Here is a 12,474-nt window from a genome sequence, read left to right as displayed (position 1 = left end):
AATCATACTTACCATTTCGCCCATAGTTGCAAGTCTTGATTGGTGAATAATTTGCAGCGTTTTTTCTTCATTTTTAGCAACTTCAGCTGCAACTAATTCCTTGAGGTTTTTATTTATATCTCCAAGCTTTTTTGTCTTTTCTTTTATCTCTTTTTCAGCGGGCATAAATATAAAAATAGCTTGAGCAATTAGAAGAAAAACTAAAAGTACAAAAAGAACAATTTTTACTAGTAAGGTGTTTTTTATCTCCTCTTCACTCTCTTTTTGAACTTTTAAAACGTAATCATCTATATTTTTAATAAGTTTTTTGTACTGTACGCTAAGAAGACGATCAATCTCAAAACCTTCACTCTCTTCCCACTTTTCATTGCTGTTTTCAAAAAAAGTTAAAAAAGAACCGACAAGCTTAAAAAACTCTCTTTTGTTTTGCTCCTCAAAGACATATCCTCTACTTTTTAAAATAGTATCAACTTCTTTAAAATCAGCCAATGCTTTTTTTAACTCCTGAACTTGAGCATAGCTATGGTGATGGTAAACTTCATTTGTGTAAAAGAGTATTTGCCCAGTGTACATCCTCTCTTTACCAAGCAAGTTTATATCCTCAAGGTAGTGGCTGTTGTTCTCAATTAGAAAAATTGATAAAAAATAAGAAACAACAGCATACGCTCCGGTCAGTAGCAGTGCTGATATATACTTCTTTTTGAGTGTTATTTTGTGCATTATCTCTTCTATATTACATAGTCTGGGTTTTTATTTTTGTGTTGAGAGTTTATGTCAATTGATTTAAACTCACGGATAAGCTCTATTTGGCGGTTGGATAGATAGGCTTTGATATCATTTAAATTTTTTTGGCTAAGCTCATAAAGGACTACAATATTATAATCACGTTTATTTTCATCTATCCTGTAAACACTCCCTAGTGTGCTTATGGTTATCAATCTCCCTTTTAATTTAAGACTTACTACTACTTTTATCTTTATCCCCACCTCTATGCCGGCAGGAAGTGCGTCTGTTTTTAATTTTGCAGAGACTTCAGATATATCCATTACACTTGACTCACCGGGGAACTTTATGTTTTTAAAGTAGAGTGAGCAATTATGGTCGGGATCAGGCTCTAAGCGGGTATATTTTCTATCCGCAGCACTTCTAGAAGCAAAAGTTACATCATCTATAACTATTGTTTGATTGTCAGAGTCAACATTTTTAACAGATTTACAGATAACATCTTTTGGAAATATCTCAGAAGTAATTGTCATATACCTTGTAATTTGAACTATTTTTAGTTGGGTATTTACGGTTTTAAGCGTGAAATTCTCTTCAGTAATCTGCAGGGTTTACAATTGTAAGACCTTTGTAGAAGTTGTGAACTTTTACCTCTGAGGAGTTATCTTTTACAACTTGTAGAAGAGTTAAAATAGCCATCTTATCTAGTGAGTTCTCATCATCTCTTGCTGCATCTGAATCAAAAAGAGACATTAAGTTAAGCTCTGTTACGTCATCAAAAGAGAGTATGTAGTAATCCTTTTTCTCCGGTATTTTTCTAAGCTTCAAGATAAGGTGGCGCTTTTCACCTTTATCATTTTGCATTTTTGTATGATATAGCTTTCCAGGATTTTTTATAGCGGTATCTAGCCATTTTGATGATGATGTGCTGTGTAAAAACTCCTTATGTTCAAGCAGAAGTTTATCAATATTGCTATATTTTTCATGAAACTCCTCTATACTTTCAATCCCAAAAAATTCATTAAAGCGTTTATTTATTAAAACAAATTCATTTTTTTGAACCATTACTACTATGTTGTTTTGATAGTTGAAAATATTTTGTAGTTGATTTAAAAATATGCGGCTGTTCTCCTCTTTTTGTATAGAGAGGACTGCATCGTGCAGAGTATTTATAAGTTGGGGAGCTTTTGCAGGTTTGTGCAGATAGGCAAAAACACCTAGCTCGATAGCCTTATATAGGTGTTTTTTCTCATCATATGCAGAGAGGATTATAATTTTACAATCGGACTCTACCTCATGTATCTTTGCTATCATTTCAAAGCCGTTCATACCGGGCATATTGATGTCGGTTATTACAATCTTAGGCCTAGAGTGTAGATACTCTGCGTACCCCTCTTGCCCGTCATGCGCAATTAATACATCCTTGAAGATTCTGCTTAAAAGTGCTTGCATGTTTTTTGACAAACCTAAATTATCTTCAACATATAAAACAGAGATATTATCGGAGAGGCTATTTATCTTTTTTATTTTTTCATTCATAAATATTCAACCTATTGTAATTAAACAATTCATTTTATTTGAATAAGACTTTAACAATGATTAATAATTTTAAGATAAATTGTTTTTTCGATTCATTACCTCTACAATGAGAGGAATTATATTTTGACTCTTTGTCTTATCTATAAATCCATCTGCACCTAAAAGTTCAGCCTCTCTTTTGTTATTTGAACCGGTCATAGAGCTGTTTACTATAACAGGTATGTTTTTTGTTTTTGAAGAGCTCTTTAAGAGCTTTACAACAGTAAAACCTGACATCTCGGGCATCTCTATGTCTGTTATTACGGCAGGAATTTTTGAAGCATCATCAAGAGAGTTTACATAATCAACAAGAAGTTTTCCGTTTTCAAATAGTTTCATGGAGATGTTGGCATTCTCAAAAATCTGCTTTAAATGCTTTTGAGCCGTTTTAGAGTCCTCAGCTATAAGAACAGTTCCGTTTTTTAGCTTGTTTGGTATAGCTAAATCTTTTAAGTTTGCCGGTGATTCAAGTACATTGACCATCGCTTGAGGGATAACGTCTGCTAAAAGTTTTTCATAATCTAAAACAAGACAGAGGCTTCCATCTTCAAGTCTGGTATCGTTTATTACAACATTATTTTCTCCCATTCTATAACTCTCAGGAGCATGCATCTCATTCCAGTTCTTCTTTACAACTCTATATGCCGACATAATTCTCAGACCGATTACTATGCCGTTAAAGTCGCAAACAAGTATGTTTGATATGTTGATTTCTTCTTTGCTTAGAGTTGTGCCAAGCCAAAGCGGTAGGTTTAATATAGGAATTTGCATCCCGCGAAGAACAATAGTTCCTTCAAGCATCTTATGCGATGAAGGTATCTGTGTTATGTAATGATTTTTTGACTCGACGACTTCTCGTGTTTTAAAAACGTTAATTGCATAATATGCGGAGTCAGGCTTGCTACTAATTCTAAATACTAAAAGTTGCAGTTCATTGTTTTTTGCTAAGTTTGTAGCAGCATCTACATTTTCTAAAATTGACATTCAAAGCCTTTAAATATACTTTTATTTAGTTAGAAATAGTACCAAAATTATGATGAATTATGCTTGAATGTTAATAGTGAAGATGGTAAAATGCGCTAAATAAATCAAGGGTGGCCAATATATTGAAATACCTACTTTTACTTTTTTTAGCTTTAGGTCTTAGTGCCGATAATGACTACTCACTGAGAGTCACTCATGGAAAAGTTACGAAAAGTAATTTAGGAGAGGTACTTCTTTTAGATATTCGCTCTCACAAACATGACTTTAAAGTCACATCTTTAGATGCCGGATATCTTTTAAAAAAAGAGGCTTTTGATCTGCCTCTTGATTTTTACCTAAAGGGCGGTTTGGCTCATTTTAATGAAGCTTCAATGCAGAGTGATGTCTATGAAGCAACTATATATATAAAAGTTTATTACAATATTGATTTTTGGCAAAATAGAGTTAGAGTTGGCTTTGGAGAGGGTGCTTCATACACAAGTGAAGTTCTTTACTATGAAAAACTAAAAACACAAGAGAATAACGATAACACTTCAAACTTTTTAAACTATCTAGACCTTAGTTTGGATTTTGATATCGGTAAACTTTTTAAATATGATGCACTCAAAGATACCTATCTTGGAGTTGCTATAAAGCATCGTTCAGGCATCTTTGGTCTCATTAACAATGTTAGACACGGTGGCTCTAACTACTATGTTTTAAGCTTAGAGAAAAATTTTTAAAAGGAAGGAATTTAATGAGAGTTATTGTTGTACTTACTTTACTTCTTACTCTATCTCATGCAAAAGTCTATTATGCAAAAGTTGAACCCTATGAGATAAGAGATGTTTCTTCAAATGTCTCTGGCTTGATTATAAGTGCAGATAAGGCGCTTGTAGGTACTAAGCTTACATCTAAAGCCTATATAGAGATAGATTCAGAGGTAGATAGTAAAGAGCTTAGGCTTACAAAAGAGAAACTAATGTATACCAAAAACTCTTTAGAGATAAATGAGGCAGTTTTAGTTAACTTAGAAGATTTGCTTGTAAAAAAAAGAGAGAACTACAGAAAGATAGAGCCTCTAAAATTTAAATCCTCAGTCGAGAAAGATAGGGAGTTTTACGACCTCATTACAAGTGAGAATCTCTACCTAACTACAAGAAAAGAGATTCAAAATCTAAAGATACAGATAGCGGACTTAGAGTTAAGAGAAGTTCAACTTCAAAGAAGCATAAGAGACAAAAAGCTCACTGCAGAGGGTTTTGTCCTTTATGAGATGCTTGTAAAACCGGAACAAGTTGTGGGAGTAGCTACTCCGCTAGCTAAAATAGCAGATACCTCTAAAGCGATTCTTAGCATATATCTGGATGATACTGATGTCTTAGATGCAAGAAGCAAGGTCGTTTATATTGACGGGCAAAAGAGCGGATATAAAATTTCAAGACTCTTAAATATTGCAGATGGTAAAAATATATCAAAATATCTAGCTCAGATAGTCATAGAGTCGCCAAAACTTTTCTCAAAGCTTGTAAAAGTGGAACTAAGAGATGAGTAAAAAGACAGCATGCCCGCTTGATTGCTATGATGCTTGCGAAATAATTTATGAAGATGGGAAAATTAAAGGAGCAAAAAGCGGTCATACTCAGGGTTTTTTGTGTCAAAATCTAAATCACTATAAAAAATATGAGACTATTCAGTCGCCAAGATATAAGGGCAAAGAGATTACTCTCCAAGAGGCGCTTTTAAAACTAAAAGAGATAGTTGCCTCCTCAAGTCCAAGTGAAATTCTTCACTATAGAGGAAGTGGGAATTTTGCTCTTATGCAGGAGGTTACAGATCACTTTTTTGCTTCATATGGAGCGGTTTTAACAGAAGGTTCGCTTTGTGATGGCGCCGGAGAAGCCGGAATCATTGAGGGTAGAGGCAGCAACAAGAACATGCCGTTGCATGAAGTGGCAAAGTCTGATGTTGTGATATTTTGGGGGAGAAATCCCCATATAACTTCAACTCATCTACTACCGCTTATCAAAGATAAAAAAGTAGTCGTAATTGACCCTATTAAGACAAAGATAGCTAAAAATGCAAACCTTCATATTCAGCTAAAACCACATACTGATATCTTTTTGGCAATGATGCTAAGTCGGTTTTTATACATAGAGCATGGGTATGATGTAGATTTTTTAGATGCACATGCAAGTGAGTACGAAGATTACTATGAGTTGACACAAAATATAAGAATTAAGGCAGTCTTAGAGCATATTGGTGCTTCCTTGGGGCAGGTTGGAGAGATACTCGCACTTGTTAAAAATAGGAGAGTTGCTATTGTTTGTGGAGTCGGCGTGCAAAAATATAGCAACGGCGCTGATGTCATGAGGGCAATAGACGCATTTGCCGCAATGCTTGGTCTTTTTGGTAAGGAGGGTTGCGGTGTAAGTTATCTTGGCTCCTCTAGAGAGGGCATAGCTTCTCCTTTTAATAAAAAAGCAAAAAAAGTATCAAAGGTCGATACTGAGTTTTCAGATTTTAAAACAGTTTTTATTCAAGGTGCCAATCCGCTTTCTCAGATGCCAAACTCACTTAGGGTAAGAGAGTCTATAAAAAGAGTTGAGAATGTTGTCTACTTTGGACTTTATGAGAATGAGACAAGCGAGATTGCCGATTTAATAATACCTGCTAAGAGTTTTTTATATAAAGATGATGTTAGAACCTCATACTCTCACAACGTAATGTCGTTTATGCCTAAGGTGGCACAGAGCAATGTGGGGATTAGTGAGTATGAGCTATCTTCTTATCTATGCAAAGAGTTTGATATTATGATAGAGAGTGAAGAGTTTTATCTAAAATATTTTAAAAATTTTGCAGTACAGAAGATGGATGGCTCTTGGTATGTAGAAAATAGAGAAGATATCCCTTACAGAGATGGCTTTGACACAGATGACGGTGAGTTTTTATTTTTAGATGAGTTGGATGCAAGGGTAGAGCAAGAGAGCGGTTTTCATCTAATTACCTGCAAAAGTCAGACAAGCCTTAACTCTCAGTTTGATAGAGAGGACTCTGTCTATATGCATAGCTCTTTAGGTTACAATGAGGGGGAGACGGTAACAATATCCTCAGTGTCTGGAAGTGTAGAGTTAAGAGTAAAGCATAATGATGATTTGCGTGAGGATTGTCTTTTAATTTACAGCGGAACAAGAGGCGTTAATAATTTAACAACATCAAAACATGCACACTATGCTAAGAGTGCAATATTTCAAGAAAATAGAGTGGAGATAAATAGAAGAGTGACAGTTTAGTAATAAACGTTAAGCCCCTTAAGAGGCTTAATGTTTATCGTGTGATTTGCTTTGACCGTGATCATGTCCGCCATTGCCGGCAACCATATTGTGGATGCCTTCAACAAAATGAACATATTGAACATAAGATTCTACATACTCTCTACCATCTTTTACGCTCTTATCTTTATGAACTTTTTGCTCTTTAGCTTCTTTGAAACGTTTTTTAATGGCCTCTTCAACTGCATGAGCTATCTCTTTGGCAAGTTTATCGACTGAGCCGGTTTCAAGAGCTTTATCGGCTGCTGTGATAACTGGTGCTACATTGCCTGCTGGTTTAAGACCTGTATATGGAGCACCCTCTCCAGCACGATGAACTCTGACGAGTGTCTCAAAAAAATAATTGTCTGCAATCTTTTGCACGTCTGCATCTTTATCACGAACTTTCATAGCGCTATTAAATGCGTGTGTAATATCATTTTCATGATTGGAGTCTTTGACCCATTTTAAAACTGGAGTAATATCCTTTTTCTCAATGGCTAGTTTTGCATCCATAATCACAGGTCCGTCAAGTGTATCGCAGTGAGCAAATGCATTACTCGCTAAAGTGACTGCAAGCAGCGGCACCAAGCTTTTTTTAATATATTTATTTAACATGTAACAACCTTTTATTTTTATAACAAAAGATTATACTTATTTAGTTAATGAAGATGAAACTATTGGTTAATGAATATGAAATCAAATTTAGCTAACTGGGGGCATCCGAGTTTATATATTTGTGTTATTATATAGTTATAAATAAAATTAAGAAAATATAAGTATTTTAGAATATAAAAAGGTAAAAAATGAACATAAAAGAGTTAGATAAAAAGTATGTTTTGCCGACTTATGCAAGAGCGGATGTTGAGTTTGTAAGCGGCGATAATGCAAGATTGGTTGATTCAGAGGGCAAAAAATATATAGATTTTGCTTCAGGCATAGCAGTTGTTAGTGTGGGGCATGCCAACAAAAGAGTAAATAATGCTATCTGCAAGCAGCTCTCTAACTTAACGCATACGTCAAACCTTTACTACATCGCTCCACAAGCTCGTGTAGCAAAGAAGATAGTTGAGGCAAGCGGATATGATATGAAGTGCTTCTTTGCAAACAGCGGAGCAGAGGCGAATGAGGGAGCTATAAAGATAGCTAGAAAATTTGGCGAGAGAGATGGAGAGATAAAAAGATATAAAGTTATAACCCTTCAGCACTCTTTTCACGGTAGAACTATTACAACAGTAAAAGCGACCGGTCAAGAGAAGATGCATAACTATTTTGGACCTTACCCTGACGGGTTTGTATATGCGGACAATATAGAACATGTTGCGAGTTTGGTCGATGATCACACATGTGCGGTTATGTTAGAGCTTGTTCAAGGAGAGGGTGGAGTTGAGCCTCTTGATAAAGTTGCAGTTCAAAAACTTGCAAAATTTTTAAAGTCAAAGAGTGTTTTGTTGATGATAGATGAGGTGCAAACCGGAGTTTATAGAACAGGAAAGTTTTTAGCATCAAACTACTATGAGATAGAGCCTGATGTTGTAACTTTGGCAAAAGGTCTTGGCGGCGGTGTTCCTATCGGCGTTGTTATGACAACCCTAAAAGAGCTCTTTAGTGCAGGAGATCACGGCTCTACATTTGGCGGTAACTTCTTAAGCACAACCGCTGCATGTGAGGTTATGGATATTTTAAGCGAGATGGATGAGAATAGAGAGCTTCAAAAAGGTATTGACTATTTTGATAGCGAGTTAGAGAAATTTTATGCTGCTCATAAAGATATTTTTACATCTAAAGTAGGTATCGGAATGATGTGCGGATTGCGTGTAAGGGATGCTGATACTCTTAATAAAATAGTCTCAAATGCAAGAGAAGAGGGAGCTATAGTATTAAAAGCCGGACGCGATACTCTTAGACTTTTACCGGCTTTAACAATTACAAAAGAGGAAGTAGATGAAGGTTTTGAATCTCTCAATCGCGCTGTTAGCTCTTTGTAGTTCATTACTTTTTTCCGATGAAGAGCTTAGGGATTTTATATCTGAGAATAAAAAAGCGCAGTTTAAATATGATTATGAAAAAAATGAAGCTGATAGCTCAAAACTTCGTGACTCTTGGATTGCACCGCTTAATCTAAATTATAGTTATTCAAAGAGTAACCCATATACAGAGCAACAGACTACAGAGAACGCTTCTATCAGAATGGATCAGCCGATATTTCAAAGTGGCGGTATTTACTATGGAATTAAGTTTGCAGAGGCTTCTAGAATCTACTCGGATTACTCGATTGATGTTGCAAAAAGAAAACTTATAAAAGATGCAGTATCACTTTTGATGCAGATTAAACAGATAGGTTTAAAGATTGATAAGCAGAGTTTAGTGATTGAGAATTCCGAGATTAATCTTGCACAGAAAAAAGAGGATTATTTAAACGGGCAGCTCGATTCCGGCTTTTTGGATAATGCAATAATTGAAAGAAACATTGCAATTCAGGCACTTTATGATCTGCAAACAAGCAAGGAGAGACTAATTTCAAAATTTAATGCAATAAGCGATTTAAATTATGAAGAAGCATTTATTCCAAAGTTAAAATATTTAACTCAAGATGAGTTTTTAGAAAAAAATATGCTTCTTTATATGTCAGAGAGTGAAATAGTTAAAAATAGATATGCTAAAGATGTTATTGTGGCAAAGTATCTCCCCAAAGTTAATCTAGTAGCCGGATATAATTGGGATAAAAGCGATACTCAGTTTCAGTTTGGGTCGGATGAGAAGGATTATTACAATTTTGGACTTAAGGCTACGCTTCCTATTGATATAAATACTTTTAGGGATATAGAGTCCTCAAAAGTCGACTACCTAAAGTCACAGCTTATTTTAGAGGATAAAAAAAGAGAGCTTATAGCTATTTTTGAGCAGGTTAGTCAAAATATAGAGAATTTTGAGAAGAAAAAACAGTTAAGCGTACAAAATAGAGATATTTACGAGAGGCTTTTAGCAGATACTATAGATCTCTACGAGGCAGGATACAAAACAAAGTATGATGCAGAACTTTTACAAAACTCGGTTCTAATTCAAAAGAGCGATGTAGAGATTTATGAGATAGATAAACAGCTAGAGCTATTAACACTTTATGAGACGTACAGAGATGAAATTTAGCGACTACATGAGAGAGTGGCTCTACTCAGATGAGGGCTACTATGCAACATATAAAAATATAGGTAAAAGCGGAGATTTTTATACAGCGGTAAGTACGAGCAAGTTTTTTGGCGGAACAGTAGCAAAGCATATTATCTCTTTAGTTGATGAGGGTTTTTTGGCTAAAGATGCGACAATATGTGAAATCGGTGCACATCACGGTTATTTTTTAGCAGATGTTATAGAGTTCATATATACGTTAAAGCCTGAACTTCTTGGGAGTTTTAATTTTGTCATTATAGAGAGATTCGATTCGCTTCAAGAGTTTCAAAAAAACTATTTTAAAGAGTCGTTTGGTGACGCTGTAAAGCTTACTCACTATAAATCATTAAGCCAACTAAAATGTAAAAACGCTTTTTTTATAGCAAATGAGATATTTGACGCATTTCCTTGTGAGCTTTACTATAAAGGCAAATCAGCAAGAGTAGAGAGTCACAATATAGAGTTTGATGTGGATGATGAATGGGTAAGTAGCAAAGCTAATAAGTACCATAAAGATAGAGGCGAGATAGCTCTTGGGTATGAAGAGTTTGCAAAAGAGATGGCTCTGTCATGTGAGAAGTTTGAGTTTATGAGCTTTGACTATGGAGAGATGCAAGCCCGCCCTGATTTTTCACTTAGAGTTTATTCAAAACATGAGGTAATTGCGTTTTTCGATGAGAAAATAAAAAGAGATGAACTGTTCGCAAAGTCTGATATTACATATGATGTTACTTTTGCTCATGTAAAAGATGCTTATGAAGAAGCAGGAGTAGAGTTTATAGAGCTTAAGCCTCAGATGGTAGCACTTGTTGAGATGGGAATCTTGGAGCTTCTAGAGATTTTAAAAGCTAACGTGGATGAGAAGATATATAAGCAGGAGCTAGAAAAAGCCAAAATATTAATATTGCCAAACTTTCTAGGGGAACGATTTAAGATGATTAAGTTTAGAAAAGACAAAAAGCAATAAAATTTTACTTTTTGTCTAATTTTGTCATTGTTGAAAAATCTTTTTGAGATCTTCCTCAATAACACTACTGCTGATAGCACCTAAATAGAAATTATTATTTGGATTATCGCCATATATATCTGTCAATTTCTGGTACTTTGCATTTTTTAGAACAACTTTAAAAGGGATTTGCATAGATGGCTCATACTCTATATCTTTTAAAATAGTTTTTATAATTATATTATTATGCGCTGAGTTGCTTATAAAATAGAATGCGCCGTATGTATATCTGAAGTTATCATCAATGTACAAGTCACTTACATCCTCAAAAGTATTAAGTGCTATGATTAAAAGTTTATCCGAGTATTTTGTCTGCAAAGCTGTTAAGTGAGGTGCTTCTTTTCGACATGGCGGACAATAAGTAGCATACATATCAAACATAATAACTTTATCCTCATGTCCCTCTACAACGAACCCGCCATCTTCTCTTTTTAGCACATACTTTGCTCCACTACTAACATCTTCAATAGTGTATGATGACTGCTCAACTGTTGTATGTTCCTTTACAAGAGGAGGCTCTTCTTTAGGTTTTTCATCGCATCCTGTAAAAACTAAAATAGTAAAAATCGCAAATAGCGTGTAGATATATTTCATCTAAAATCCTTTTTTTAAAGTTCTGATTCTACTAATTTTATGAGCTGTTTATGCCCAAACTCTTGTAGTATTTTGCCGTTTACAAAAAATTGAGGTGTTTTTTTAACACCTAATGCTTTTGCATCAGACAACTCTTGCTTAATTAGTTCATCCAACTTAGGGTCTTCAAAATCTACTTTAAGCTGCTCAATGTTTAAGCCCAAATGTGCCATAAGTCTCCATACCATCTGTTTATTTGGAACATGATGATCTACCCATTGATTTTGATATCTAAAAAGTGCTTCTAGCGTCTCTATGTATTTACCCTGCTTTTTTGTTGCTTCTAAAAGTTTTACTACATAATCTGAATCTTGATGAAAAGGGGCATATCTAATAACGTGTTTTATTTTACCTTCATGCTTAGCCATTATATCTTTTACAAGTGGATAAAAGGCTCTACAAGTTTCACAAGAAGGGTCTAGAAACTCCACTATGGTTACTTTGGCATCGCTATTGCCAACTACTGTTGAGTAATCTCTAATGAATCTCTCTTCATTTTTTTTAGCAATTAAAGCAGCTTCATCCGATTTACTGCTGTTGTATGCAAAAGTTCCAAATGCGAATAAAATCAGTAGTGAGACTACTGAGAGCAGTATGACTTTTTGTTTGTTCATGAGTTTTTCCTTTTAAGAAATAAAAATAACAGAGTTAATATAATAGAAAATGCGATAAATGAGAGCATCGGTATTGATATAAAACCGAAAAAATCTATATATTTAGTAGAGCATGGTATCCCTTGAGTACATGGCGTCATATCCTCTGAAATAATTTCATACTGTAAAAGATTATGATAAAGTGCAGCTAGCCACCCTATCACAACGAAAGGTGCAGAGTACCTAAGTATGTTTTTATCAAGCGGAAATAATCCAACAAGAAGTATAATAACAAGAGGATACATTAAAATTCTTTGATACCAGCAAAGAATACAAGGCGGATACTCCATTACTTCACTAAAAAATAGACTTCCAAGAGTTGAAATGGTCGCAACTAACCAAGCTAAGAAGATAATGTTCCAATCTCTACTAGATTCTATCTTGTCACTCTTCATATATCAAAAATCCTAATAATTACGTTTGGCGTATCGTACCATAT

The 12,474-nt window shown here is 34.8% G+C and carries 13 protein-coding genes and 1 pseudogene; 6 read left to right on the top strand and 8 right to left on the bottom strand.

Annotated features, from left to right (window positions below; translation table 11 throughout):
* From M0Q20_RS03130 to M0Q20_RS03115, 4 genes and pseudogenes are all read right to left on the bottom strand, one after another.
* Positions 1-720: pseudogene (locus M0Q20_RS03130) on the bottom strand (hypothetical protein); the annotation flags it as partial.
* An 8-nt stretch (positions 721-728) separates the two neighbouring features.
* Entirely contained in the window at positions 729-1,256 is a 528-nt protein-coding gene (locus M0Q20_RS03125; protein WP_295058701.1) for a hypothetical protein, read from the bottom strand.
* A gap of 61 nt (positions 1,257-1,317) precedes the next feature.
* The gene (locus M0Q20_RS03120; RefSeq protein ID WP_295058700.1) at positions 1,318-2,262 is read right to left on the bottom strand and encodes a response regulator; all 945 of its coding nucleotides are present in this window, start codon (positions 2,260-2,262) and stop codon (positions 1,318-1,320) included.
* A gap of 69 nt (positions 2,263-2,331) precedes the next feature.
* A complete protein-coding gene (locus tag M0Q20_RS03115) occupies positions 2,332-3,285 on the bottom strand; it encodes a chemotaxis protein (RefSeq protein WP_295058699.1) in 954 nt (317 codons plus the stop codon).
* A gap of 122 nt (positions 3,286-3,407) precedes the next feature.
* On the opposite strand from M0Q20_RS03115, the gene M0Q20_RS03110 reads away from it, so the two are divergent.
* Genes M0Q20_RS03110 through M0Q20_RS03100 form a run of 3 tightly spaced genes read left to right on the top strand, consistent with a single transcriptional unit; the run spans position 3,408 to position 6,557 of the window.
* Positions 3,408-4,007 (top strand): hypothetical protein, encoded by a 600-nt coding sequence (locus tag M0Q20_RS03110; RefSeq protein WP_295058698.1) that lies wholly within the window; start codon positions 3,408-3,410, stop codon positions 4,005-4,007.
* Between the two features lie 14 nt (positions 4,008-4,021).
* Positions 4,022-4,819 carry an HlyD family secretion protein gene (locus M0Q20_RS03105; RefSeq protein ID WP_295058697.1) on the top strand — a complete coding sequence of 266 codons (798 nt, stop codon included), beginning with the start codon at positions 4,022-4,024 and terminating at the stop codon, positions 4,817-4,819.
* Positions 4,812-6,557 (top strand): molybdopterin-dependent oxidoreductase, encoded by a 1,746-nt coding sequence (locus tag M0Q20_RS03100; RefSeq protein WP_295058696.1) that lies wholly within the window; start codon positions 4,812-4,814, stop codon positions 6,555-6,557. The genes M0Q20_RS03105 and M0Q20_RS03100 overlap by 8 nt, the downstream gene beginning before the upstream one ends.
* Positions 6,558-6,584: 27 nt before the next feature.
* Here the strand turns inward: M0Q20_RS03100 and M0Q20_RS03095 are convergent, their stop codons facing one another.
* Positions 6,585-7,193 carry a DUF6448 family protein gene (locus tag M0Q20_RS03095; protein WP_295058695.1) on the bottom strand — a complete coding sequence of 203 codons (609 nt, stop codon included), beginning with the start codon at positions 7,191-7,193 and terminating at the stop codon, positions 6,585-6,587.
* A 188-nt stretch (positions 7,194-7,381) separates the two neighbouring features.
* Between M0Q20_RS03095 and M0Q20_RS03090 the strand changes: the two genes are divergently transcribed.
* From M0Q20_RS03090 to M0Q20_RS03080, 3 genes are read left to right on the top strand one after another with little or no spacing between them, the layout of a single operon-like run.
* Positions 7,382-8,563 carry an aspartate aminotransferase family protein gene (locus tag M0Q20_RS03090; RefSeq protein WP_295058694.1) on the top strand — a complete coding sequence of 394 codons (1,182 nt, stop codon included), beginning with the start codon at positions 7,382-7,384 and terminating at the stop codon, positions 8,561-8,563.
* Positions 8,520-9,722 (top strand): TolC family protein, encoded by a 1,203-nt coding sequence (locus M0Q20_RS03085; protein WP_295058693.1) that lies wholly within the window; start codon positions 8,520-8,522, stop codon positions 9,720-9,722. Before M0Q20_RS03090 ends, M0Q20_RS03085 begins: the two co-directional genes overlap by 44 nt.
* Entirely contained in the window at positions 9,712-10,710 is a 999-nt protein-coding gene (locus M0Q20_RS03080) for an SAM-dependent methyltransferase (protein WP_295058704.1), read from the top strand. Before M0Q20_RS03085 ends, M0Q20_RS03080 begins: the two co-directional genes overlap by 11 nt.
* Positions 10,711-10,734: 24 nt before the next feature.
* Here M0Q20_RS03080 and M0Q20_RS03075 read toward each other — a convergent pair whose 3' ends face one another.
* From M0Q20_RS03075 to M0Q20_RS03065, 3 genes are read right to left on the bottom strand one after another with little or no spacing between them, the layout of a single operon-like run.
* Entirely contained in the window at positions 10,735-11,343 is a 609-nt protein-coding gene (locus tag M0Q20_RS03075; protein WP_295058692.1) for a thioredoxin domain-containing protein, read from the bottom strand.
* A gap of 14 nt (positions 11,344-11,357) precedes the next feature.
* Positions 11,358-11,996 carry a thioredoxin domain-containing protein gene (locus M0Q20_RS03070; RefSeq protein ID WP_295058691.1) on the bottom strand — a complete coding sequence of 213 codons (639 nt, stop codon included), beginning with the start codon at positions 11,994-11,996 and terminating at the stop codon, positions 11,358-11,360.
* On the bottom strand, positions 11,993-12,430 hold the full coding sequence (locus tag M0Q20_RS03065) for a disulfide oxidoreductase (protein WP_295058690.1): 438 nt from the start codon (positions 12,428-12,430) through the stop codon (positions 11,993-11,995). Before M0Q20_RS03065 ends, M0Q20_RS03070 begins: the two co-directional genes overlap by 4 nt.
* Between the last annotated feature and the right edge of the window lie 44 nt (positions 12,431-12,474).

This window comes from Sulfurimonas sp. (assembly GCF_023229025.1).
Lineage (GTDB): Bacteria > Campylobacterota > Campylobacteria > Campylobacterales > Sulfurimonadaceae > Sulfurimonas.
Note: the sequence above shows the minus strand (reverse complement) of the source record. Positions and strands in the feature narration are given on the sequence as shown.